Annotated in this window: 15 protein-coding genes; 10 read left to right on the top strand and 5 right to left on the bottom strand. The window is 57.1% G+C overall.

From position 1 onward, the window contains the following. Positions 1–57 precede the first annotated feature (57 nt). The 6 genes from ACI5FR_RS19245 (at position 58) to ACI5FR_RS19220 (ending at position 9,894) form a co-directional block, all read left to right on the top strand. Positions 58–1,674, top strand: coding sequence for a type 2 periplasmic-binding domain-containing protein (locus ACI5FR_RS19245; RefSeq protein ID WP_405457218.1), 1,617 nt, complete (start codon positions 58–60; stop codon positions 1,672–1,674). 157 nt (positions 1,675–1,831) lie between these two features. After that, on the top strand, positions 1,832–2,725 hold the full coding sequence (locus ACI5FR_RS19240) for an ABC transporter permease (protein ID WP_405457216.1): 894 nt from the start codon (positions 1,832–1,834) through the stop codon (positions 2,723–2,725). A 16-nt stretch (positions 2,726–2,741) separates the two neighbouring features. Next, positions 2,742–3,623, top strand: a complete 882-nt coding sequence (locus ACI5FR_RS19235; protein ID WP_405457215.1) for a carbohydrate ABC transporter permease — start codon at positions 2,742–2,744, stop codon at positions 3,621–3,623. 108 nt (positions 3,624–3,731) lie between these two features. Further along, positions 3,732–6,128, top strand: coding sequence for a helix-turn-helix domain-containing protein (locus tag ACI5FR_RS19230; protein ID WP_405457214.1), 2,397 nt, complete (start codon positions 3,732–3,734; stop codon positions 6,126–6,128). A 13-nt stretch (positions 6,129–6,141) separates the two neighbouring features. Then, positions 6,142–7,401 carry a Gfo/Idh/MocA family protein gene (locus tag ACI5FR_RS19225; RefSeq protein WP_405457212.1) on the top strand — a complete coding sequence of 420 codons (1,260 nt, stop codon included), beginning with the start codon at positions 6,142–6,144 and terminating at the stop codon, positions 7,399–7,401. A 45-nt stretch (positions 7,402–7,446) separates the two neighbouring features. Beyond that, a complete protein-coding gene (locus ACI5FR_RS19220; protein ID WP_405457211.1) occupies positions 7,447–9,894 on the top strand; it encodes a M60 family metallopeptidase in 2,448 nt (815 codons plus the stop codon). A gap of 194 nt (positions 9,895–10,088) precedes the next feature. On the opposite strand, the gene ACI5FR_RS19215 is transcribed toward ACI5FR_RS19220, so the two are convergent. Next, on the bottom strand, positions 10,089–11,414 hold the full coding sequence (locus ACI5FR_RS19215; RefSeq protein WP_405457210.1) for a stalk domain-containing protein: 1,326 nt from the start codon (positions 11,412–11,414) through the stop codon (positions 10,089–10,091). A gap of 73 nt (positions 11,415–11,487) precedes the next feature. Further along, on the bottom strand, positions 11,488–14,148 hold the full coding sequence (locus ACI5FR_RS19210; protein WP_405457209.1) for a beta-propeller domain-containing protein: 2,661 nt from the start codon (positions 14,146–14,148) through the stop codon (positions 11,488–11,490). 311 nt (positions 14,149–14,459) lie between these two features. Here ACI5FR_RS19210 and ACI5FR_RS19205 point away from each other — a divergent pair, with 311 nt between their 5' ends. The 4 genes from ACI5FR_RS19205 to ACI5FR_RS19190 all read left to right on the top strand — a co-directional run bounded on the left by ACI5FR_RS19205 (position 14,460) and on the right by ACI5FR_RS19190 (position 20,278). Then, positions 14,460–15,341, top strand: a complete 882-nt coding sequence (locus tag ACI5FR_RS19205) for an ABC transporter permease (protein ID WP_405457207.1) — start codon at positions 14,460–14,462, stop codon at positions 15,339–15,341. Continuing rightward, positions 15,335–16,219, top strand: a complete 885-nt coding sequence (locus tag ACI5FR_RS19200; RefSeq protein ID WP_405457205.1) for a carbohydrate ABC transporter permease — start codon at positions 15,335–15,337, stop codon at positions 16,217–16,219. The genes ACI5FR_RS19205 and ACI5FR_RS19200 overlap by 7 nt, the downstream gene beginning before the upstream one ends. Positions 16,220–16,253: 34 nt before the next feature. After that, positions 16,254–17,864 (top strand): extracellular solute-binding protein, encoded by a 1,611-nt coding sequence (locus ACI5FR_RS19195; RefSeq protein ID WP_405457204.1) that lies wholly within the window; start codon positions 16,254–16,256, stop codon positions 17,862–17,864. Between the two features lie 95 nt (positions 17,865–17,959). After that, the gene (locus ACI5FR_RS19190; RefSeq protein WP_405457203.1) at positions 17,960–20,278 is read left to right on the top strand and encodes a helix-turn-helix domain-containing protein; all 2,319 of its coding nucleotides are present in this window, start codon (positions 17,960–17,962) and stop codon (positions 20,276–20,278) included. Between the two features lie 250 nt (positions 20,279–20,528). On the opposite strand, the gene ACI5FR_RS19185 is transcribed toward ACI5FR_RS19190, so the two are convergent. The 3 genes from ACI5FR_RS19185 to ACI5FR_RS19175 form a co-directional block, all read right to left on the bottom strand. Continuing rightward, positions 20,529–21,425 (bottom strand): alpha/beta fold hydrolase, encoded by an 897-nt coding sequence (locus ACI5FR_RS19185; protein WP_405457201.1) that lies wholly within the window; start codon positions 21,423–21,425, stop codon positions 20,529–20,531. Positions 21,426–21,656: 231 nt separating this feature from the next. Then, on the bottom strand, positions 21,657–24,731 hold the full coding sequence (locus ACI5FR_RS19180) for a DEAD/DEAH box helicase (RefSeq protein WP_405457200.1): 3,075 nt from the start codon (positions 24,729–24,731) through the stop codon (positions 21,657–21,659). Continuing rightward, complete coding sequence (locus tag ACI5FR_RS19175; protein WP_405457198.1) at positions 24,728–26,353, bottom strand: SWIM zinc finger family protein; 1,626 nt, start codon at positions 26,351–26,353, stop codon at positions 24,728–24,730. Before ACI5FR_RS19175 ends, ACI5FR_RS19180 begins: the two co-directional genes overlap by 4 nt. Positions 26,354–26,388: the final 35 nt, after the last annotated feature.

The following is a 26,388-nucleotide window of genomic DNA, read 5'->3' as shown; positions in this document are numbered from 1 at the left end:
ATAAGAGAAAGATGGGTTCCATCGAATCTTATACACACATGAGGAAAAGGGAGGCGCATGAGATTGGCGCGACTGAAGCTTAAGCAAGCCGGTGCGGCCCTGCTGACAACGGCGATGGCGTTATCGGCTGCCGGCTGCGGCGGATCGGCAGGGGGACCGGCCGCAACGGCGGGCAAGACCGAGGAAACCCCGCCGAAGCTGACCAATCTGTCGTATTGGGTGCAGATGGTCACCCAAGTATCCGCGACGATGAAAAGCTACAACGAGATCGAGGCATACAAGGAACTGGAGCGCCTGACCGGCGTGAAGGTCGATTTCCAGCACCCGCCGCAGGGCCAGCAAGCCTCGGAGCAGTTCAACCTGATGTTGACCTCGGATAAGCTGCCGGACGTCATCGAATATTCCTGGATCGGGTATCCGGGCGGACCGGAGAAGGCGATCAAGGACGGCAAGATTATCAAGCTGAACGATCTGATCGACAAGTACGCGCCCAACTTCAAGAAAGTGCTTGCCGATCATCCGGAATGGAAAAAGGAAATCATGACCGACGACGGCAGCATCTATTCGTTCCCGTTTATCCGCTCGGATGAGAAGCTGAAGGTGTTCCTCGGCATGACGATCCGCCAGGACTGGCTCGACAAGCTGGGGCTGCAGATGCCCACTACAATTGACGAATGGTACACCGTTTTGAAAGCGTTTAAAGAAAAGGATCCGAACGGCAACGGCCAACCGGACGAGATTCCACTATATTTGCCGAAAGGCGATGTGGAACTATCTACCGCCTTCCTCGGCGCTTATGGCATCAACTTCGGATTTTATCAGGAGAACGGCAAGGTCAAGTACGGTCCGATCGATCCGAAGTTCAAAGAGTTCCTGACGCTGATGAACAAATGGTACAAGGAAGGATTGCTTGATAAAGATTTTGCCACGACCGACGCGAAAATGCTCGACGCCAAAATTACGGGCAGCCAGATCGGATCAGCTGTGCTGTATACCGCCGGGGGCATCGGCAAGTACGCGACGCTCATGAAGGACAAGGACAAAAACTTCCGGTTGATGGCCGCCCCTTACCCCGTCATGAACAAGGGAGATAAACAAATTTGGGGCTATAAAGACTTCGCCTACACCGGGATCGGCGCCGCCATCACAACTAGCAACAAGAACCCGATCGAAACGGTCAAATGGCTGGATTACGCTTATTCCGACGCCGGGACGCTGCTGTTCAACTTCGGGAAGGAAGGCGTCAGCTACACGATGCAGAACGGCAAGCCGGTGTTTAAGAATGAGGTCCTGAACGATCCGACGGGACTCCCGGCGGTCCAATCGATGTCCAAGCATAATCGCGCTACGTTCAGCGGACCGTTCATGCTGGATCTCCGTTTTGACGAGCAGTACACGAGTGCCGCCGATCTGCAGAACTCCAAGAAAGTATGGGCCGCTCCTACGCTGGAGAAGAAAATGCCCCGGACGACGCCGACGAGGGAAGAGAGCAGCCGGTACGCGTCGATTATGGCCGACATCAACACGTATAAGGACGAGATGTATTTGAAATTCGTGATGGGCGTCGAGCCGCTGGACAATTTCGACAAGTATGTAAAAACGATTCAAGGGATGGGTCTCGAAGAAGCGATGAAAATTCAACAATCCGCCTTGGAACGCTACGGCAAACGCTAAGCACTCAAGCTGAGGCGGGGGAAGATCCGAATCCTCTCCCGTCGATCCATCATTTCACACCCGGAAAGTAGGGATTCGGTTGTCGGCTGTACAGAAGTCCTTCCTCGGGAAGCGAAGTCGGGCTGTTCCCGGCGGCAATGCGGGAAAATGGACCACGATGGCAAAAGATCTAAAACGGAACCGGTTCGTGTACTTGCTGGCGCTGCCGGTCGTGCTCTATTATGCGGTGTTCCATTATGCCCCGATGTACGGCTTGCTCATGGCGTTCAAGGATTACAGCGTGGCAGACGGGGTATGGGGCAGCCCCTGGATCGGCTTCGACCATTTCCAGAAATTTTTTGACAGCTATTATTTCGGGAGGCTGCTGCGCAATACGCTTCTGATTAACGTCTATGAGCTCCTATTCGCGTTCCCGGCTCCGATCATCTTGGCTTTGCTGCTCAATGAAATCCGCAGCAGCCTGTTCAAGCGTGCGGTGCAGACGATTTCCTATTTGCCGCACTTCATCTCGATCGTCGTCGTTGTCGGGATCATGTACGATTTTCTCGCCCGAGACGGGCTTATCAATCAAATTCTGGCCTTCTTCGGACTGGAGACGATCGTCTTCATGAAGGAGCCGGGCTGGTTCCGGACCTTGTTCGTCGGCTCGGGCATTTGGCAGGGCGTAGGCTGGGGATCGATCATCTATCTCGCCGCTATCGCGACGATCGACCCGACGCTGTACGAAGCCGCCAAGATGGACGGGGCCGGCCGGTGGAAGCAGATGCTGCACATCACATTGCCCGGCATGATGCCGACGATCGTCATCATCTTCATCCTCAACATGGGCTCCATGATGAGCGTAGGCAGCGAGAAGGTGCTGCTCATGTACAGCCCGCTCACGTACGAGACGGGGGACGTCATCTCGACGTTCGTCTACCGGAGGGGCGTGCTGGAGACCGATTACGGCTTCACTACGGCGGTCGGTCTGTTCAACTCCGTCGTCAGCTTCATCTTGCTCGTCCTGTCGAACACGATCAGCAAGCGGGTTAGCGAACACAAACTATGGTAGAGGGGGGCAAGAAGCTATGCGGAACCGATTGTCCGCGGGGGAAAAAGCTTTCGGGGTCTTCAACGTGCTGTTCATGCTGGGGCTTTGCTTCGTGACCTTGTACCCGTTCGTGTACGTGGCGCTCGCTTCCTTAAGCGAACCCGCTTCGATCGCCCAGCACCGGGGGCTGCTGCTAAGACCGCTCGGCTTGAATTGGGACGCCTACAAGGCGGTGTTCAACAATCCGATGATCCAAGTGGGATATCGGAATACACTGTTCTACGTCGTGGTCGGGACGGCCATTAATTTGGTCTCGACGGCCATTGGCGCTTATGTGCTGTCGCGAAGGAATTTGTATTTCAAGAACTTGTTGATGATGCTCATCGTGATCACGATGTTTTTCGGCGGAGGGCTGATTCCCACTTATCTGCTGATTAATCATCTAGGTATGCTGAACACCGTTTGGGCTCTGCTCATTCCGGGAGCGATCGGCACGTTCAATATGATCATTATGCGCACGGGCTTTCAATCCGTTCCGGTCAGCCTGGAGGAATCCGCCAAGATCGACGGGGCGAGCGATCTGACCATTTTGTTCCGGATCATCATCCCGCTGTCCATGCCGGTCATCGCGGTCATGATTCTCTGGTATGCGGTCGGACATTGGAATTCCTACTTCGGCGCGCTCATCTATCTGAGGGACCGGGAGCTGTTCCCGCTGCAGCTGGTGCTGAGGGAGATCCTGATCACCAATACGACGGACAACATGATGACGGGAGCCGCGGCAGAAGATAGACTCGCCATCGCGGAGACGATCAAGTACGCGACGATTATCGTATCGACGCTGCCGATTCTGCTCTTGTACCCGTTCCTGCAAAAATATTTCGTCAAGGGCGTCCTGATCGGCGCCATCAAGGAATAGGGAGCTGGAGGACTTCACTCACCATGTGGGCCTGTAGAGGAATCCGTTTGCTAGCCGGCGAAGTTACATGATTAATTTCCGCATCTGGTTTCAATGGAGGAATGCATCATGCTTTCGCTATCCAACCTTCTGCCCCGCCTGCGCAAACGCGGCCGGAGTCGAGTCTTGAAAACGATGATCGTGTCGAACCTCCTGATTCTCATGCTTCCTATGGCGATGGGACTCTTCCTGTATGCCCAAGTGGAGAATGTCATGGAGAGCAATGCGGAGCGTTCGAATTCGGCCATGCTGGAGCAGCTCCGGCTCTCCCTGGACAACAAGCTCAAAGAAGTGGATATATTGGCCAAGCAGATCGTGTTCCAGCCGAAACTCAGTTACCTGCTCAGCGGCGACAGATCCGACGAGGAGGAGTCCTATCGGCAAGTAGAGTTTGTTCGCGAATACTTGAGCCGCTTCAAAAGCTTTGTAAGCGGATTCGTCAAAGATTTCTACGTCCATCTCCAGGCGGGGGACGTCATTCTGAAGCCGGATATGCGGACGGACGCCCGGATGTTCTACAACAGCTATTACAAATACGCGCAGATGGACTACGAGACATGGCGCCGATCGGTACTGGGCGGGTCCCACAACATGGCGTACTTGCCTTCGTCCGTGCTGCTGCAGAACCCGGAGGAGGCGGGCGGCAATCCGGCGGACGTCATCACGTACGTACAGTCGCTGCCGCTGCATGAAATATCCGGCAAGCGCGGCGCCCTTGTCATCTTGATCGACGCCCAGCAGGTGCAGGAGATGTTCCGCCAGCTCGAATCGGCGAACGACAGCACGATCTATATCGTGGACCGCAATCGAATGATTGTCGCCAGCAACGAGAAGGGGGCTATGCTCCCGGACAGGGTCCTCGAACGGCTGACAGGACCGTCGGGGTTGTTCGACGAAACGCTGAACGGCACCGAGAGCATGGTGTCCTATACGGAATCCAAGCAGGCCGGATGGCATTATGTCTCGGTCATGCCGAGAGACCGGTTCATGCAGCGCGTCATGTATATCAAGAAGCTGGCGCTGTCCTTATTTATAGCTTCGCTTGTTGCCGGTGTCGTCGCGGCGTGCTGGCTAGCCTACCGCCACTACCGTCCGGTCAAACGGGTGGTGGATGCGATCGTGCAGGGCAAACCGGTCCCCGATAAGCCGGCTGCCAACGAATATGACTTTATCCGGCAAACGATCGAAGGGTCTTTCGTGGAGGAACGGCATCTGCGGAACCGATTGTCGCAGCAAACGCCGGTCATGCGAGCCGATTTCTTGTCCCGGTTGATCCGCGGTTACGTCGACCCGGAGCAGACGGGGGAGGAGGACCCCACTCTTGGCTTCACGGACATACAATTCGTGTCGAATGTGTTCGCCGTCTTCCTCGTACAGGTAGAGGACATCTCGCGGTTCTCTGAGGACCGATCAGAGCGGCTGTGGGGGCTAATCCGGTTCATCATCTCGAATATCGGCACCGAACTCGCGAATTCTCGTCATCAAGGCTTCGCGGTCGATTTGGAGCGTGACCGCGTGGCGTTGCTCGTCAATTTCCATCCGATGCCTGCCGAGCAACTTGCGGAAGAACTGCGAGAGCTGGCAGAAGCCCTTCTTCGCCTAATGAAGGAACGGTATCATGTCACCGCTACAATTGCGGCCAGCAGCGTACACGAGGGAGCCGGGAAGATCGGAAGCGCCTATCTCGAGGCGATGGCGGCCCTCGATTACCGCATGTTCAAGGGACGCAACGCCATTATTCATTTCGGGGAGCTCCGGGAGGCCAAGCATCATTATTACTATCCGATCGAGTTCGAGGTCCAGCTGGTCAATCACGTGAAGAGCGGGGACGTGGAGAACGTAGCCAAGCTGCTGGACAACATCTACGCCATGAATATTCATTCGGAAGGAATGACGCCGGAGCTGGGGAAATGTCTGTTCTTCAACATCGTGAGCACGTTCCTGAAAATCATGAACTCGACGGACGTCGATCACGAGGCGTTGTTGGGCCGCAACTTCGATCCGGTAAAGCATCTCTTCGGATGCACCACGGCGGAAGACATGCATAACGCGACGAAACGGCTCTATGAACGACTGGCCCTGTCATTCCGAACCGACCCGAGCGACCATAGCAGACAATTGCTGAGCGAGATCCAAGTCTATATCGATACCCACTTGTCCGATGCGAATCTCGGCCTCGTCATGATCGCCGATCATTTCCGCATGACGCCTCAATACATCTCGAGTTTCTTCAAAAAAGCGAGCGGCCAAAATTTGATCGACCGGATCACCCGGGCGCGGATCGAGAAGGCCAAACAGCTGATGGAGGGGGCCGAGCTTACGAACGCGCAACTGGCTCAGATGGTCGGATACACCAACGATGTCGTTTTTATTCGAGCCTTTAAGAAATTGGAGGGCGTCCCCCCGGGCAAATACCGGGAAGCGCATGCACCCGGTAAACCCAGGCTGCAGGCACACTATGAGTAGGAGAGATTCTTTTATGAAACCATTGACGGCTATATTGATCGGTGCGGGAGCGAGAGGAGCGGGAGGGTATGCGCCCTATGCCCTCGATTATCCGCACGAACTCAGATTCGTAGCGGTGGCGGAGTCGAATCCGGCACGATTGGCCAAATTCGCGGAGGCGCACCAGATCCCGCCCGAGCGGCAGTTCTTGACGTGGGAGCCGCTCCTTACGCAGCAGAAGCTAGCCGACATCGCCCTCATCTGCACGCAGGACCGCCTGCATTACGAGCCGGCCATGAAGGCGCTTGACCGGAAGTATCACGTTCTATTGGAGAAGCCGATGTCCCCGGATCCGCAGCAGTGCATCGACATGGAGCGAGCGGCCAAGGAGAACGACCGGCTGTTGACCATCTGCCATGTGCTCCGCTATACGCCGTTCTGGTCGGCGATCAAGCGACTCCTTACGGAAGGACGCATCGGCCGAGTTGTATCGATTCAACTGAACGAGAATGTCGGCTACTGGCATATGGCCCATAGCTTCGTCCGCGGCAATTGGAACCATTCCGGCGAGTCCAGCCCGATGATTCTGTCCAAGTCGTGTCATGACATGGACGTCCTGTCCTGGCTTATGGATCAGCCTTGTGTGCGCGTCAGCTCGTTCGGCTCGCTGATGCATTTCCACACTGGGAACGCGCCGGCCGGCTCCACAGACTATTGCCTCGATGGCTGCGAGGCGGAAGCGACGTGCCCTTATTCGGCTCCCCGCTTTTACCTGGGGGAAGGCATGGGCTGGGCGAGACATTTCACGGAAGAGCTGACGCGCGAGAATATTATCCAAGGCTTGCGGGAGACGGATTACGGCCGCTGCGTGTACCGAAGCGACAATAATGTCGTCGATCATCAAGTCGTCAATATGGAATTCGCGGACGGCGCCACGGCCATGTTCAGCATGAGCGGGCTGACCCGGCATCAGGAACGCCGAATACAAATTATGGGCACCCGCGGAGAAATCCGCGGCGAGGGCGGTAAGATCAAGCTGATGGATTTTCTGACTCATGAAACGATCGAAATTGAAATTCCCACCCAATCGACAGGCCATGGCGGCGGCGACGGCGGCATCGTCCGCAGTTTCCTCCAGGAAGTTCGGAGCTATGACGGCAGGGAAAGCCTGACCTCGGCGTCGGCTTCCGTCCGCAGTCATCTGATGGCGTTCGCGGCCGAAGAGTCCCGGTTAAACCGAGGGAAGTCCATTGAACTGGAGGACTATTACAACAGGTTGGCCGTAAGAGGCTGATGGACCGGTTACCCAATCCACAATTCGGAAAGGAAGATGAGGATTATGAAGTTCAAAGCCATTCTCCATACATGCCTTTGTTCCGTCATGTTATCGTTAACCCCAGCCCTTCCCGCCGCAATGGCGGAAGGCATAGAGACAGGCGCCCCGGCGGCTACGGTCAGTACGCAGACCTCGCAGGATGTGCTGCAACAAGACTTGGAGATGCTGTACCGGGATTTGGCGGGCATTCCGATTTATAGCGGTACAGGCGGCGTAGGTGTGGTCAGCGATGCCGCTTTTGCGGTCAGCGCGTCCGAAGGGATTGCTGCCGTCGGAGCGGCCGGGTATGGGAAAGGCCGGATCGTCGTTGCCGGCAACTCCAACTATTTTAACCTCGCTTCTGCAGATGACATCCAGAGCAAGCTGGCACGCAACATCTTGCTGTGGCTGACCGACAAGTCCCATACGAATAACGGCAACGGGAACGATAAGACGAACCGCTATGCGGATGCGCTCGATAGCCAAGGCCAGAAGAAGATCCGGCTGATGACGACCTCCGACCGACTCGCCGTGGATCCGTCCCTTCCGATCGAAGTGGTCCGGATTGACAGCTGGACGTCGGAAAACTTGAATCCGCAAAAGGTTGCGGTCGCGTATGTGGATATTACGATGACGGAAGCCGATCTGGAGGCGCTCGATCAATACGTCCGGTTGGGCGGTGCCGTCATCGTGACCCAAAACGGCAGAACCCTGGAAGACATCACACGCAATACTCCGATCGAAGAACGGGCCAGAATCGGCAACTGGCGGGGGGCGCGCATCAGCAGCGACTTTCCCGTGCAGCGCTTGCTCAATCGGGCGGGCCTGTCGCTCATGAACCGGGAAGTTACGGCGAACGCCACACCGACTGTAATGACGGCCGAGCAGTCGAGAAACAATCATATCAACAGCCGGCTGGAGCAGGGAAGAGCGCTGGAGGAAGGGACGCTGACCATCGAGCAGATCGATATCGGGCTGCCCGGAGCCACCGCAGCCAAGAAACGCCAGCTGCTGACGGATGTCCTCATGGAAACGCTGGAGACGATCACGCCGGAAACACCGCTGTACGCGTGGGCGCAAAATGAAGTGAAGCGATACGGTCAAGTGTCCTTTCCGATCGTCAAAGTGGATCAGCCGTACCGCAACGCTCTGTTGAACTTCGAATTCAGCCATTTTACGCTCAATCCCGATAACGTGAAATCGCCTTACGCGGACGATTTCCCAGGGAAGGTAGCGGAGCAGGCTCAGGCGGTGAACGGCAGAGAGGTGGAGGTGGATCTCGATTTTCCGCTGGATATGAATTATTCCCTCCGGCTGCCGAATAAAAATTGGGTCAGCACCGGTCTATATGCGCCTCCGGGGAAAGTCGTCACGCTCGAAGTCCCTCCGGGCGCCGAGAACGTATCCGTCCAGATCGGTTCACACGACGACGATCTGCGCGGCACCGCCACGTGGAACCGGGTACCGCTGCTCGTGCACTTCAAGAAGCTGACACCGGGAACCGTGCAGGTGAACAGTCCGTACGGGGGCATGATTTACCTGATCCCGATGAAGCCGACGCCGGGCCAGAAGGTGACGATCCGGATCAGCGGAGCGGTTCAAGCGCCGTATTATGAGCTCGGGAAGACGACCGCCGCCCAGTGGGACGCGATGCGGAGCAACCCGGCTACCCCGATCGCGGAATTGAAGAGCGGCCGCATCGTGCTGAACGTGCCCTCCGAGTTCATCCGGGATCTCGCGAATCCGGAGGAGCTGATGAAGACGTGGGACGATATCGTCGACAGCTCCGACCGGTTGTCCGGCCAGTCCCTGCAAGCGCCGCTGCCGCATCTGGCGGATCGATACCCCCGCTATTACGTGGTCGACCGGCAGATCAAATCCGGAGCGCTGCATGCCGGATACCCGATTATGGCTCCGTTGGGCGCGGGCCGGGATTTGGTGAATCTGGATTACGTCAAGACGAAAGCTTGGGGCTACTGGCACGAGCTCGGGCACGAGTACCAGCAGAGCGCGTGGACCTGGAGCGATGTGGGGGAAGTGACGGTGAACATCTTCTCCCTGTACATGCAGGAGAAGTTCGGCAATCCGTCGGAACTGCTCAAGACGAAAGGCGGCAAAACGTACTATCAGCGAGCCGAGGAATTTTTGGCCAGCACGGATCCGAACAAAAAATACGGGCAGACGGACAACTATGATCGCCTGGTGTTGTTCAAACAGCTGCAGCTGGCTTATGGCTGGGACTTCTATACCCGCATGTTTACGATTTACCGGGAAATGCCGAAGGATCGGCTGCCCAAGACGAACCAGGAGCAGATCGACACCTTTGCGGTTACGGCGTCCAGCGTGGCGGGCCACGATCTCACGGAGTTCTTCGTAAAATGGGCGGTCGGACTGTCGGCGGAAGGCAAAGCGCGCATCCAAGCCTTGAACTTGCCGCAGCCCGAGACGCAGCCGTGGACGCTAAGGGAATAGAGGCAAGACAAAACAGGGCAGGGCCGTCTCCAACGAGACGGCCCTGCTGCGCGTTAGAATACATAACGCCATAGTAGATAGAACACGATCGCCCAGATGGGGATCATGATGAGGAACCCGGTCAAGCAGCCCCTGTATAGGAAGATCCGGTTGTTGTCTGACATTGTGTACGAGCTCCTTGTACCGTCATCCTGTTACTGCTTCTTGTAGGTCAGGTGTCGGACGGTGCCGTCCGGCTTATCCGCTTCCATATACAGCATATAATCTCCGGCCTTGTAGTTCAACTCCCAGCCCTCGACGACCAAGCTCGTGCCCTCATATTCGGGTGGCCCCAGCAGCTGCTTCACTTCATCGACTGTGAAGCGGATGCTCTCTCCGTCTATGCCGATGGCGCCAACCGTCGCATTCGGTCCGGAGAAGTAAATCTGATAGTCGCCCCACCCCTCATACTGCGTCTGGCGTGAGCCGGTGGTTTGCGCTTGGCCCCAGGCGGCCGTCACTTCGGCCCGGGTGGCGCCAAGGCCGAACTCCATGCGCGTTAGACGTCCCTTGGCGGCATCGGTGAGCAAGCCGGAGTTTAGGAACAGCTTGCGGGCGTAACTCGGCTCCGCCTTCATGCTGGTGACCTCGGCCGACATCGTTTTGTAGCCGGTCAGATCGCCTCGGCCCAATACTTCGACCAGCTGCGCGCTCCCCCCACTCAATCGGGTCTTGACCAAGGCGGTCCCCAGCTTCTCTTGCTGCTCCCCATAGAACGTGATGGTCGCCTCGACGGGACCGAAGAAGTCCTGCGATGTGGAGCTAATATACATTTGGAACAGGGTGAAGTCGCCGACCCGCTTTCCGATGCTGTTCTTGACCCCGAAGCGGATTTGCTTCCCTGCATCCTGGGTGCCCATGATGAGGTCCGGCGGGTAAGGGAGGCTGATGTGGACCGGAATCGGATCCGTGATGGTCACCGCCTTGTAGCCGGACAAATCGGTTTGGCTCGTGAGCTGGAGGGGAGCGATTTGAATGCCGTCCATCAGTGTAGTCTTGAATGGGACTTGCTCCATCTGCAAGCCTTGTTCGTTCCAGAAGACGAGCTTGCCGCTAATTTCTATGCCTGGCCCTCGCTGCGGATAGCCCAATACGCGGGAGTCGGCTTCAGGGACGCCGGGGAAATACACCTGCACGTCAATCTTCGAATGTCCGTTGTCCGGCGTCACCTTGAGGTGTCCGGCTCTCACGTATCCGGGCGAGGAGGCAGCGATATTGAACCCGTCGTCGAGAGTAATCGACTTGGTCGCATCATCGTAGCTTACCGCGGTGCCCATCTGTTCGGCCACATAGCGGAGCGGAACATACGCGTGCCCCTCATAGTTCAGCATCTGGTAGCCGCTTGCCTCCGGGTTCTTTTCCTGCCCATTGATGATCAGCTTGGCTTGGTACAGGAACGCTTGAATGGAATCGGAAGCGTAGGCGACCGAGGATAACGATACCGCGGCGCCGAGCACGAAGCCGAATAAGATTTTTCGCATGGCTAGTCACTCCTTAGCGATAGGGGGATGGCAAAGGACTGCCAAGTCAAACCTGACAGTCCTTTGGTTGGCTTTACTTCGTAGGAGTCGGCAGCGGCAAGCTGTCCTTCTCTTTGAGCGTAAGCAGGTCGTTCGTCTTGATCATGCCGGGCGACAACGTATAGAGCGTATCCTTGATGTACAGAATGCGGTCCACGTTATGGGCCCCGTTGTAGTAGCCGTTGCCGGACTTGAGGCGTTCGTCCTCCGTCATATGTGTGATGCGGGCGCGCAGCTTGAACCCGGATTGCAGATCGAGGTTATACACATAAGCGCCTTGGAAGTCGAACTGGCCGTAGGCGGGCATGCCGTTCCGGTCCGTCGTATTGTTCTTAACGGTCATGACCGTCACCGGAAACGCAAGCAGATTGTTTTCCTTGGAGAACAGGAGCGCTTTATGGTTGTTCAGCAGCTCGGAATACGTGCCCCGGTCGCCGATCACTTCCTTGAATTGCTCTACCGGATGGGCTACGTCGGTGACGTCGAATAGAGAGATTTTCATCCCCAGGTAATAAGCCATCGTCTGATCCGGGACTCCGGGGGCTCCGCCTTTAATGGTCGTTTCCACCGTTTCTTTCCCGAAGCCGATCAGGTGGTTCTCATCGTACGGATGCAGGTAATCACTGTAGCCCGGAATTTTGAGGGCGCCCAGAATGGTCGGATTGCTCGGGTTGCTCAGGTCGAGCGCGAAGAGCGGATCGACGTTCTTGAAAGTCACCATATAAGCGCGGTTCCCCATGAAGCGGGTCGAGTAGATGCGCTCCCCAGGTGCGATATTCTCGAGCTTGCCGGTTATCGTCAGCGCCTCATTCAGGATATAGACGTTGTTCTTCGACGTATCCGCGCCGTTCGCCCACATGTAGCCTTTCGTCGTGGCGATGCGGAAATGCTGGTTGTATTCATCCATCGAGAACTGGTTCAGCACCGTGCCAGGCACGTCGCCTTGGGCTACGTACTTCGTGCTGCCTTGATCGAGCCGGAATTTGTACACCGTCGTATTCGGCTCGGTTCGTGGAGCTATCAGCCGTTTCTTCTCAGGCGTAATCGGGCTCGTCGAATCCTGCGGAGCGGCGTCGGTCGGAATCGGAGTATACTTGGTGACAGCGACGTACAAATTCTGATCCGACGCAAACACGTTTTGACCGGAGCCCAGGTAGGCGCTGACATTCATGCTTTTCTCCAGATTGTTCAGGTCCAGGCCGGCTACGATCATGTAGTTGCTCTCTACGGAGCCCGGAAAGTAGCGGATGTCGCCGTAATCCATCGTTCGGAAATCGTTCGATACCGCGGAGTCCCGGTAGGAAGGGGCGACGGACGATTCCGGCGGCGTGGGCGGAACGGCGATGGCGTCCTTTGTTATAGCTGCCGGCTGCTTCACCGCGTAAGGCAGGTTCACATACTGATTCGCCACAAGGTACAGGGCGGAGCCGATTTTGCGCGAGGACACGTAGGAGCCTTCCAGCTCCAGATCGCGTACTTGCTTCGGATTGGCCTTGTCCGCGATGTCGTAGATGTAAGCTTTGAGCGTGCTGCGGGAATAGCCGGGGTAGATCATCATGCCGTCGGCTACTACCTTGGCGCTCGGCAAGGCGGCAATCGACGATGTGGCTGCGCCTGTCGATCCGCTGGAGCCGGCGCCGCTGGAGACAGGGGCACTGCCAGGGGCAGCCGCTCCCGTCGAGGCGCTGCTCGAGCCCGAACCCGAGGCTAAGCTGGAGTTGGAGCTGTTGCTGGAACTGGAGCTCGATTCCATCGGCATCGGCATCGGGGTCGGTTTCCCGATCGGCTGGTAGGCGTTGCCGATGACGACCAAATATCGGTCGTCTACATACAATTCAGTCGGACTGAAGTTCTGGTCCTTATAATTCAATGTGCTGACCAGCTTCATCTCCGTAGATGGATAGGCCTGGGTGATCAGCACTTCGTTCGACATCCGGTTCACTTGGTACAGATAGGTCCCGTCCGTCTTCACGACGTCGGCTTCGTCGACGCCTTCGACTTGCGTATTCGTCGTCGAGTAGTCGCCGGACTTGCTCTTCTGGTCGGCTGCATTGGCGGAGCTGCCTGCGCCGGATTCAGCCGCGGCTTGCGGCGCTCTCACCGCCTCCTTCGAGACCGCCATCGAATCCGTCATTGCGACGGCGTACGACCCGTTCATGGAGGTGCGCGCTTCCTCCACGAGCTTCTTCAGATTGTCCAGGGAGCCGACCGTCGGCAATTGCTGCAGGTCGTTCAGATGCACGGTCCGGGTGGCGTCGTCCCATGTGACGAGCATGTCGAACGTCTCGCTGATGAAGCGGACGGGCACCATCGTAATATCGCCGGACAGGCGCGGGGCGGCTTCCAGCGTGATGAGCTGGCCGTTCTTCTGGGCAGACAGCGAACCCAGGGTAAGGTGGACCACCGAGCTGTCTTTGCGAAGCTGGATCGTGTGGTCGCTCTCGTTGTAGTCGACCTGGGCGCCCAGCGCCTCGGCGATGCTGCGTAGCGGGACGAGCGTCACGTTGTCCGCCAGGAAGGGGGCGCGCTCGACGGCCATCGGCTGTCCGCGCAGCGAGATGTTGACCTCGACCTCATTGGCCGATGCCGTAGGGGCGGCGCCGTTCGTACCGGCGCCGGGCGGTGCGGCGAAGGCCGGGATGATCGCCACCAGCAGCACGAGAATCAGCAGTGCGGGGAGTATCCATTTTTTCATCCTAAATTCCTCCTGCGGGTATAGGTGTAGACAGTGCGGTCGAAGCTGGGTCGCGTTTTCCAATTTGTTCTACTCGATTAGACGTGCCGCCAAAAAGGAAAGTTGCACAAGATGTAAAGATTAGCCGATCGCCTCAAAAACTGCCGATGGACGATGAAAGCGGTTTAAAATAAGATAAGGGCTGCAAGGGGCCCCTTGCTTAAGCTACACGGAAGGACGGTGACCCGCTTTTGAAGCAAGCTCCTCCGGCATCGACAGCAGCAACAGCAGCAGCACCCTTGTCCCGGCGTTCTCCCCTTGGACGTTCGCTGATGAAGAACTGGGACTTATACGTCTTGATTTTGCCTGTTGTCGTCTACTACATCCTGTTTCACTACATCCCGATGTACGGGGTCCAAATCGCCTTCAAAGAGTTTATCGCCTCCAAAGGGATCAGCGGCAGTCCGTGGGTCGGCTTCGACCACTTCCGGCGGTTTTTTGACAGCTACTATTTTTGGCGCCTGATCCGTAATACGCTCGGCATCGGCATTTACGAACTGATCGTCGGCTTTCCCGTACCGATTGTTTTGGCCCTGCTGATTAACGAAGTACGTTCGAAATGGTTTAAGAAAACGGTACAAACGGTCACATACGCCCCACACTTTTTATCGACCGTCGTGCTCGTCGGCATGCTGATCATCTTCTTGTCGCCCAAGCACGGGATCGTGAACCTGCTGATCGGATGGTTCGGCGGAGAATCGATTTCGTTCCTGACGGAGGCGGCCTGGTTCAAAACGATCTACGTCTTCTCCGGCGTATGGCAGCAGATGGGGTGGAGCTCCATCATTTATTTGGCCGCCCTGACCGGCATCGATCCGCAACTTCACGAAGCGGCCAAAGTCGACGGCGCCAGCCGGCTCAGACGAATCTGGCATATTAACCTGCCGGGCATTTTGCCCACGATCATCATTCTCCTAATCATGAATGTAGGCTCCATTCTGGGCGTCGGCTTCGAAAAAGTATTCTTGATGCAGAACAGCCTGAATATGGAGAGCTCGGACATCATCGCCACGTACGTATACCGGAGTGGGATTTTGGAAGCGCAATACAGCTTCTCGTCCGCCGTCGGGCTTTTCAATTCGGTCGTCAACTTCATCATGCTCGTAACCGTCAACTACATCGCCAGAAAGGCCGGTGAAACGAGCTTATGGTAAAAGAATCGTTCGGCGACAAGCTGTTGGACTTCCTCATTCATGCGCTGCTCGTTCTCGTCCTGATCGCCGTGCTGTATCCGCTGCTGTTCGTGCTGGTCGCCTCGATCAGCGACCCCGCCAAGGTTCTCGGCGGAGAAGTATGGCTCTGGCCCGAAGGCTTGACGTTACGCGGGTATGAGAAGGTGTTCCAAAACAACGACATTTTGCAAGGTTATGCGAATACGCTCCTTTACACCGTTGTCGGGACGGCGATCAATCTCATCATGACGATTTTGGCAGCCTATCCGCTCTCCCGCAAAGATTTCGTCGGCCGCGGCTTCTTCACCGCCCTGTTCGTGTTCACGATGTTTTTCAGCGGCGGGCTCATTCCGACCTATTTGCTTGTCAAAAGCCTAGGCATGGTCAACACGATGTGGGCACTCATTATCCCCAATGCCATCGCCATATGGAACGTCATCATTATGCGCACGTTTTTCCAGCAGAGCATCCCTCTTGAAATCCAGGAATCGGCGCAAATCGACGGGTGCTCCAACGTTCAAATTTTGCTCCGAATGGTTTTGCCGTTATCTTTGCCCATCATAGCGGTCATGACCTTGTTTTATAGCGTCGCCCATTGGAACTCGTTCTTCAGCGCCTTGATCTATTTGACCGATCGCAGCAAATACCCGCTTCAGCTGGTGCTTCGGGAGATCCTGATCCAAAGCAATTTGAAGGACATGGTCGAGACCAGCGAGGAATCACTCGCCAAAAGCGTCATGGAAGGGGAATCGATCAAGTATGCGGTCGTGATTATCGCGAACCTGCCCGTCCTGCTGTTATATCCGTTCCTGCAGCGTTATTTCGTCAAAGGACTCGTCATTGGCGCAGTGAAGGGCTGATTTCATTCAGAGGAAACGATATGGAGGGTTTATGATGAAAATGAGAAAAACGACAGCCGCGCTGTTATCCGTGATCGTCCCGCTTACCGTTCTCTCGGCCTGCTCCGACGGAGGTACTAAAAAAACGGAAAGCCCCCAATCGAAAGACACCGGTGTCAATAAGGCGGGCATGCCGATCGTAGCCGAGAAGATCAATCTGAAAATGATCGCAGGCAAAGCGCCGACGACCGCGTCCAACTGGAACGAGGTCATGCTCTGGCAGGAATATGAGAAGCAATCCAACATCCATGTCACGTGGGAAATGGTTCCCACCGACAACTTGACGGAGAAACGAAATATTATGCTGGCCGGCGGCGATTACCCGGATGCGTTCTTCACGGCGGGCATCCCGGCGACGGATTTGCTGAAATACGGTACGCAGGGCACTTTCATCAAGCTGAACACGCTCATCGACAACTATGCGCCGAACTTGAAAAAGCTGTTGGATCAGTACCCGGAGGTTCGCAAAGGGCTTACGATGCCGGACGGCAACATCTACTCGTTCCCAACCATTTACGATCCGCAGTTTACATCCGTTCTGGGCGGCGGCAAAGTATGGATCCGCAAAGAATGGCTCGACAAGCTGGGACTCAAGGAACCGGAAACGACCGACGATTTCTACAACATGCTGAAGGCGTTTAAAGAAAAAGATCCGAACGGCAACAATCAAGCGGATGAAATTCCGTTCGAGGTGGTCGGCCTGCCGTCTATCATTAGCTACTTCAAGGGAGCGTGGGGACTGGGAACCCGGGGAACGCGCCATGCAAATGTGGATATGGACAGCTCCGGCAAGCTGAGGTTTATCCCGACCGATCCGAAATACTTGGAGATGCTCCAGTATTTGAACAAGCTATATAGCGAGAAGCTGATCGCCGAAGACATTTTTACGATTCAAGCGAACCAGTTCTATGCCACCGGCGCGAAAGGCTTATATGGAGCGACCATTACCACCAGCCCGTATACCCTCATGAACCAGCCGGGATATATCGGAGCCAGCGCGCTCAAAGGACCTCACGGCGATCAAGTCTATTCGGCGGTCGGCTCCCCGCTCGCGAATTCGGGCGCCTTCGTCATTACCGACAAAAACAAATATCCGGAAGCGACCGTTCGCTGGATGGACCATCTGTACGGCGAAGAAGGCAGCAAAATGTTTTTCATGGGCTTCGAGGGCAAGTCGTACGAGAAAACCGCCTCCGGCGATTTGCAGTATACGAAAGAAATTACGAACAATCCGAACGGCCTGACGTTCGAGCAAGCGCTTGTGAAATATGTCGTATGGCCGGGCGGCGGCTACCCGAATATGGTCCAGCAAAAGTTTTTCAAGGGCGCCGAATCGCAGCCCGAATCGATTCAGGCCGCCGAGAAGTTCAAGAAATATATGCCGAACGAGCTGTGGCCGACATTCAACTACACCGCCGAAGAGAATACGAGGATGGCCGCTCTGAACGCCGACATCAATACGTATGTGACGGAAATGGCCGCCAAATTCGTATCCGGCAAAGCGCCGTTCTCCGAGTGGGATAATTATGTCGCCACGCTCAAAAAGATGCGTCTTGATGAATTTATGCAAATTTATCAGGCCGCGTACGACCGGTACAAAAAATAACTTGCGAAATGATAGTTTCGGCGGTGCGTTCTCCGGGGCGCACCTTGCCCGTTTAAGCTGATCTGCCCCCTGAGCCACTAAGGAGGAACCACAAGATGAGCATGATTCGCAGCCAACGATTCTATAACTACTTGCTTTCCTACATTGTGTTGGTGGTCGTGTTGCTTGTTGCCGTAAGCGGCGTCGTGTACAACAGTTTTTTCCAGACGCTCCGCAAGGAAGTGGAGAATACGACGGTCGCCGCTCTCGGCCAGTTTCGGGATGCGGTCGATTTGCGCTTGCATGAGATGAACCGGCTCGCCTCCCAGCTGTCCTCCAATCCGCAGCTCGCGCCCTATATGGCGACGGACGGAGGCTACGGCTCGCTGCAGGCCGTTACCGAGCTGAAGCAATATTTGTCGACGAACTTGTTCATCGAAGATGTCATCCTGTCCTTCAACGATCCGAACACGAAACAGCTTTATGCTGCAAGCGGAACGTACAATTCCGACTCGTTCTTCGATACGATCTACCGGTACCGCAATTGGAGTAAAGCGGAATTCATCGAAACCGCGCACTCTTTGTCCGCGCCGCGTATTAGAGGGATCGAGCCGGTTCTGTTTAACAAGTTCGAAGAGCGGCGATATGCGACTTATATGGCGCCCGTTCCGCTGAATGCCGACGTTCCTTACGGCGTTGCGCTTTTCTTGATTCGGGAGCAAGCGCTTTCAGACTTGGCTCAGGGCGTGCTGACAGAGTCGAGCGGCTTTCTGTTCATTCTGAATGAGAAGAACGAAGTCGTGTTCAACAAGTCGCAAGGCGAATCCGCAGACTACGGCAAACGGCTGCTGGGCGAGATCGACCTCCGTCCGGATCGACCCGCGGTCAGCGAGCTGTCCCTGGACGGACGCAAGTTTTCGGTGCTTATTCATACGTCGGCCATCCGTCAATGGTCTTATATAGCGGTGCTGCCGACCGACCAATGGATGCGGAAGGTGAATGACAATCAAGGCATTTTTACCGCCACCGTGGCAGCCGTATTTCTGATCGGAGTCGCCATAGCCTTCGGTTTCTCCATCCGCCACTACCGGCCGCTCAGACTGCTGGCCGGGATCGTGTCCAGTGAAGCGCGGGCCGAGCCGCCGCTCAAGCTTAAGGACGAAATCGCCTATATTTCGCGGGCGGTCGGTCAGATGGCCAACGAGAAGCAAAGCCTGCAGCATCAATTGCGCAGCCAAGGCAGCACGCTTCGCGAGCAAATGCTGCTAACGCTGCTGAAGGGCAAGCTGAGTACGAGGGCGGAAATGTGCGACATGCTGCAATTTTCGGGCATTCAGCTGGATAAGCCGTATTACGCCGTTCTGGTCGTCTTGATTGACGATTACAACCGGTTCCGCAGCGAGAACTCGGAGAAGATGCAGGAAGTGCTGACTTACAGCCTGACGAAGGTGGTCGAGGAGCTGGCTCTCGAATCGGGAGCCGGGTATGGAGCCGAGCTGATGGATGGACGGAGCATCGCCTTCCTGGTGAACTTGAACGAGGGCTTCGACGATACGGCCGTCTTGAAGGAGCTGGCGGAGAAGGCGAAAGCCGTTTTCCGGCAATATTTCCGGCTCACCGTTACGGTGGGCATCGGAGGCATCTGCGATGACTTGTCCGGCGTCCCGAAATCGTTCGTAGAAGCCAGCCATGCCTCCCGATACCGGTTCGTGAAAGGCAGCGATCAGGTCTTTCTATTCAGTGAAATCGAGCCGCGCACAAGGGGCGAATACGCTTATCCCGTCGAGCGGACCGACCGGCTCGTCAAAGCGATCAAGCAAGGGAATATGCTGCAGGTTGAACCGGCGGTGCGCGAGGCGTTCAGTCATATCGTGGAATCGGACGTGTCGCTCGAGGCCGCCCAGTGCATCTGCTTCGATATTGTGAACAACATGATGAAAACGCTCATCGAGCTGGAAATCGATATAGACGACGATCTCGGCGAAACGATGCAGCAGCTGTTCGTGCCTCGTTTTGAAACGATCGAGGAGCTCGAGAGCTTGCTGATCTCGATCTGCCGCAAAGTATGCCGGTACGTGGAAGCGAAGAAGGAAAGCAAAAATATAGAGCTGCTGGAACAGCTCAAATCGTACGTGGCGGTCCATTACGCGGATCATTCGCTCGACCTCGAATCGCTCGCCACCCGGTTCGGCGTCTCGCCGTCCTACGCGACGCGGTTCTTCAAAGACCACACCGGCCTGCCGCTCATGAAGTACATCGATTCCCTTCGGATGGAGCAGGCGAAAAAGCTGCTGAAGACGACCGAATTGCCTCTCAAAGACATCATGAACGAGGTCGGCTATATCGATTCGACGAATTTCATTCGCAAATTCAAAAAAGCGGAAGGCATTACGCCGATTCAATACCGCAATCTCGCCAAGAGTGAAACGGCGTAAGCAATGCTAACGAAAGGCCGCCGCCCGGCATAAATAGTCGGAGCGGCGGCCTCATTAAAATATTTGAAGGGCTGCACCCAAGTGATCTTTGTAACGGAGAGAAATAGAGTTGACGCAGTAAAGTTCTATGAGTCAGTAGGATATAGCTCTCAAACTCATTTAGGGTTCAAAAAGAAGCTCAAATAAAAGGAGCTAAATGAAAGCTGACTGCGGACAGTCGGCTTTTGGCGTAACGTAGGCTGACATTGGGTTACTCTCGGCTAAACCTTTTAACTTGCTGGGCCATGTACTCCCGTCGTCTCTGGATTTCCTCTTCCAGCTCAGGCGACTGCACGATGTGCCTATGGAAGAAGGCCAACACGATGCCATAAATTTCGTCCCAGAACAGATTGCCTCCCGTGTAGTCATGGTCGCCGCCTTTGATTCGAATCAGTGTGGCTTGCGGGACCGCCTCGTAGAGCAGCTCGGCTTGCGCGTATGGAACAATTTCGTCCTCGGTTCCGTGCAGGATGAGATAGGGAGTGGATAGGGTCCCGGTTATATAGCTCAAGGGGTTAGCGGATTCGGCGACAGCCCTATTGTCCAGCAACGGCCCGCCGACAAGTCGCGATTCAGAAGAATCGGGATGATTGTGCCACCCGCCCATCTGCATTAAATCAATCGGGGCTGCGGATGTGACGACAGCTTGAACTTGACTGGAGTATGCTGCGCACCCACCGTCGCCTTCTAATGCAGGAACATTGGAGGAGGCGCCTAATAAAGCGGCCAGATGACCGCCGGCGGAATGACCCCATACCCCGATCCGATCAGGGTTAAGTCCGTACCGCTCTGCCATGGAACGAACCCACCTGACAGCAGCCTTGGCATCATGAATCTGGGCAGGGAAGGGGGCGATATCGGACAATCTATAATTCACGCTCACACTGCAGAACCCGTTTTTGGCCAAATATTTGCTTGACCCTACCCCGAGCTTGGAGCCCTTATCTCCCGTTTCCCAGCCGCCTCCGTGTAAAAAGATCACAACCGGCAAAGGAGTGGGGCGCCACTCAGGCTTCGGCCGGTAGAGGTCAAGCTTCAATTCCAGCCCGGAGTCGGTCGTACAATAGACGACGTCCGGAATCACTTCGATTTGCTCTTCGTATAGCATGGCATCACTCCGTCATTGGGTTATTACTCTATATAGTAACATACAATACCTTTAAGAGTAATAGCACGCGAATCCGCCGATAAATTGAACCGAACCCTACTGAAGGCTCCGGGCAATAGATGGGGGCCATAGCGGCAAATTATGCCGTTATGGCCCCGTGTCGGAGATGAAAGTGAAGCCATGCTGCGGGATGGTTCCGTCGATCCAAGCCAGTCGGCCTCGATCCCCTAGCTACCCCTCGATCAGCTGACGGCGCAGCGAGAACAAATCCCGTAGCTCGTCGGTCGACAGCTCCGTGATCCACTGCTCGCCCGACCCGACGATCTGCTGGCTGAGCCCTTGCTTGCGCTCGATCATCTCGTCGATGCGCTCCTCCAGCGTGCCCAGGGTGACGAACTTGTGCACCTGGACATGCTTCGTCTGCCCGATCCGGAACGCCCGGTCGGTAGCTTGGTTCTCGACCGCCGGGTTCCACCACCGGTCGAAGTGGAACACATGGTTCGCCGCCGTCAGATTGAGGCCGATGCCGCCCGCCTTCAGCGACAGGATGAAGATGCCGACGGCATCTTCACCCTCGCCGTCGTCGGCGCCGTCATCGGCGCGCTCGGCGGCCGCGGGCTCCACGGCTGCGACGCCGTCCGCATCGCCCTTCTCGCCGTCGGCCTCGGCGGCGGTCGGCTGCAGCGGACCGGCGCCGCGCTGGAACCGCGCGATCATCAGGTCGCGCTGCGCCTTCGGCGTACCGCCGTGCAGGAACAGCACCGGCTCCTCGAACGCTTGGCGCAGCGCAGCCTGGAGCAGCTTGCCCATCTCCACGAACTGGGTGAAGACGAGGCAAGAATCGCCCTCCTGGCGCAGCTCCCGCACCATCTCCACGAGCCGCTCCAGCTTGTGCGAGCGGGATGCGGCGGAGCGGCCGGCCAGTACAATCCGCTCCGGCTCCTTGAGGAACGAAGCGGGATGGTTGCAGAGCTGCTTCAGCCGCGTCAGCGTGCCGAGGATGAGCCCGCGCCGCTCCATGGGAGAGAGACGATCGAGCTTGTCGAACATATCCTGGATGCACGTCTCATACAGTGCCGCTTGCTCGGCGGTCAGCGAGACGTACACCTTGGCCTCCAGCTTATCCGGCAAGTCCAGCTCGATCGCCGGGTCCTTCTTCACCCGGCGCAGGAGGAACGGCTTCACGAGCCGCTGCAGCTGGCCGATCTGGTCCGCGTCCCGCTCGCGCTCCACGGAAGCTACGAAGCGTTGATTGAACTCCCGCAGCGCCCCCAGGTAGCCGGGATTGATGAAATCGAAGATCGACCAGAGCTCGGTCAGCCGATTCTCGATAGGCGTCCCCGTCATCGCGATGCGATGGTTGGCTTCCAGCTTGCGGATCGAGGTGGCTTGCTTCGTATACGCGTTCTTGATGTTCTGCGCTTCATCCAGGCAGACGGAGCTCCATCGCATCGAGGTCAGCTCATCCTCGTCCAGGTACGCAAGGGCGTACGAAGTCAGCATCAAGTCGCAATCCTCGACGGATTCGCGGAATGCGTCGCCCTTGCCCCGATTCGGTCCGTAGTGCAGCTTCACCCGCAGGCTGGGGGCGAACCGCTCGAGCTCCTTCTGCCAGTTGCCCAGCACGGACGTAGGGCAGATGAGCAGGGAAGGGGCGCTCGGCCGCTCCTGCTCCTGAATGTGGAGTAGGTAGGAGATCATCTGGATCGTCTTGCCGAGCCCCATGTCATCGGCGAGACAGGCTCCCAGGCCAAAACGGCGCAGGAACAACAGCCACGAGGCCCCCTCCACCTGATAATTGCGCAGCTTGCCCTGGAACGTATCGGGCGTCTCGATGCGAGGGATGGCCGACGTCTGGCTGAGCTGGGCGATGAATTGGTGCAGGTGCTCGTTCAGCTCCAGCTCCAATTGCAGCCGCTCGCCTTCGTCCCGCTCATCCGTCAGCCACGTATCGTCCAGCAAGGTCCCATCCGCGTCGCCGGTCAAGTGCAGCTCCAGCACATCGCGGAACGTAAGCCCCTTGCGCTTGTTCACTTGCTTCATCAGCCGCTGCACTTGCTCGAGCAGATGAGGATCGAGCAGCACCCATTGGCCGCGAATTTGCGTCAGCTGCTGGTTCTGCTTCAGCAACAGATCGAATTCCGCCTCGCTCAGCTCGAGGCCGCCGAGAGACAGGCGCCAGTCGAACTGCATGATCTGGCCCAAGCCGAAGATCGAGTCGCGGGACGAGCCGACGGAGGATTTCATCCGGGCCTTGAGCCGCGGCTTCATCTGGCGCAGCTGCTCCCACCAGGCCGGCAGCAGCACGGGCAAGCCGAGCTCGGCGAGCCGAAGGCTTTTCTCCATCAGGAAATCCCACGCCTCCGCATACTCGATAAAGGTGCGAATGGAGTTCGTGCCGGCGGAGCGCAGCCAAGGAATGACGTGGAACCACTTGGCCATGGTCTGCCGAATCCGTCCGGAGGGATCGCCCCATTGGGCAGGCAATTCCTCCCGGTCCTCCCATAAAGGAACGCCTGCCGGCGTACAGGCGACCCACACCGCGGTATCGGCCCGATCCTGCAGGACGATCGTCATGCGCCATGCCGAACCGACGAGCGGCTCCTGGATCTGCAGGCAGACGCGATATGGCGATTCGTCCGGCAGCCAGCCGATAGCCACGAGCCAGTCCTGCTCATTCTCGAACAAATCCGACGGCAGGCCCGCTCGCGCATCCGTGTCCGAGCCCGAGTCCAACCCCGACGCCGCCCCCGAGTCCAACCCGACCCCGGCCGAATGCCGGTGCTCCTCCGCGTCCCACAACAGCAGGCGGGCTTGAGCCTCCGGCAGCCGCTCGGCCATGAGCCAATCGATCCACTCATCGACGATTGGGGCCCGGTTCCGGAACCAAGCGGCGGCTTCCGCTTTGTCCCCTTCCTCGTCCATGCGCACCTTCCACCCGATACGGCCTTGCTTCCATTGCCGGAAGTCGGGCACGATTCGGTTCTCCTCGCGGGCGATCAGCAGATCGGGGGCGGCGTCGAGCAGGGCGGAGCCGTGCTCATCCCATTGCAGCGCCGCATGCTCGTTCCAGCTGGGCTTGGCGAAGTACTCGAGCGCCTCCTCCGCGCCTAACAGAAGTCCCTGCCGGCGCTCCATCAGCACGGTCTCGATGAACGTGCCGTAGAAGGAAGGCTCATGCCAAGTAAACAGCAGCGCCTTCAGATGATCCGCCTCCATCTCCGAACCATGCAGCGCGCCCCATATGAAAAATTGCCCGGAGGGCAACCAGTTGACATGTATTTGGATCGGAGTCGTTAAGATCATCGAATGAGCTTACCTCTCTTCAGTTCCTCTTGGAACGCCCTTAGCCGGCCATAGTGGCGGGCGAGCCGCTCCAGATAGAGCTCGAACCGGTCCTGGCGCTCCATTTGCTTGTAGAGCGATGACAGCTTCTTGAGGAGCCGGATCGCTTCTTTGTAGGCGGTTCGATTTTTTTGGCGGATCTGATCGTCGACCGCCTGGTGGAATACAGGCAGCAGCAGGGCCGGATCTTGGCTCTCGATGACGCGCATGTCGATCGGGTAGAGCGAGGACAGGCCGATGCGCTCCGCCACATGGAAGTTGACCCACCGCCGATACCGGCCGAGCGCCATGAGCGCCTCCGTGTAGGCGTAATAGCTTCTCGGGAGCAGCTGGGCCAGCTTGCCGAGCCACTCGTCCGAGTGGCCCAACGCCTTGGCCGCTTCATGCCCGTAGCTGCAGAACTGCTGGAACGACTTCTCGTTCAGCGTCCGCATCGCCGGCATGAGGCGTCCGAGCCAGTGCCACACGCGCGGCCAATTCTGCTCCTGCTTCCATTCCTCGAGGAAGTCGAGCAGCTGCTCGGGCCGGAAGTGCCGTCCCTTCGCGAGCAGATCCCACGCGGCATCGTCCCGGTTCAGCAGCAGCTGGAAGTGAACGAGCGCCAGGAGCGCCGATTGGCGGGTGTAATCGGGATGCGCCTCATCCGGGTAGAGGGCCTCCAGGCGGCGCATTTCTTGCTCCATGGCATCAGCCGCAAGAAACTGCAGCAGTCGAGTCCATAGCAGACGATAGGCGGCGAGCGCCGAATAGGGCGACTCCGCTCTAGCCTCGACCAGCAGCTCCCGGGCGTGGACGGCGATCGCAACCACGTGCGGCACCCACCGGCTGGCGGCTTCCTCGGCGTCCACCTCCCGGACGGCGGCCTTCCACTTGTCGAGGAGGGCCGAGGCCGCTTCCTTGTGCCGGTCTCCGGCGACGAGATAGCCGAACGCTTCCCGCTGCCGCGCATCGTCGTCCACCCGGCGCAGCAGGAATAAGCCGGTGAGGATCGTGAACAGCATCCGGGGCGTGCGGCTCCACCACTGCGCCGGTTGGGTCAACGTCTGTAACGCCGCGTTGTAGAAGTCGTCCAGGAACAGCTTATGCTGCCGATTTTTACTCGTAAACGCTTCCCATTGCTCCTGCACGAACGTCAGCCACTGATCCGGAGCGGCAGATTCCTTGGGGGCTTGGGCGATTCCCTCCGCCGAACCGGCGAGCATAACCGTCTTCCGGTGCAGGGCGGATACGTTCCGCTGCGGAGAGGCGGGCGCTTCCTCCTGCTTAACCGAGCGCACGAAGGCGTCCGGGCGGCCGTACACCGCATAAACATACAAAAAAGCCGCCGCCATATGCTTACAGGTTCCCTCATGGTGACAAGTGCATACACTTGAAGGGAGGGCTTGTAAATCCAATTGCACGTCGAACACCTGCACATCCTGCACCTTGGCTGCAAGCTTGCGGTCCTGGGTGATTTCCGTGTTATAGACGAACCCTTTTTGCTGAAGCTCCAGCCCGCTTTCCAGCTCCGGCAGGCCGAACAACGCTTTGACCTGTATGCCTAGCGGCTCGAGCTCCTCTTTGGTGATTTGGGTTTTTAACATAATTGGATCATCCCCGCACAATACGATACAATATA

Origin of the sequence: Paenibacillus sp. HJGM_3 (genome assembly GCF_045062745.1) — a bacterium.
In the GTDB taxonomy this organism is placed as follows: Bacteria; Bacillota; Bacilli; order Paenibacillales; family NBRC-103111; genus Paenibacillus_AA.
This window is presented reverse-complemented; position numbering and strand designations above follow the sequence as displayed.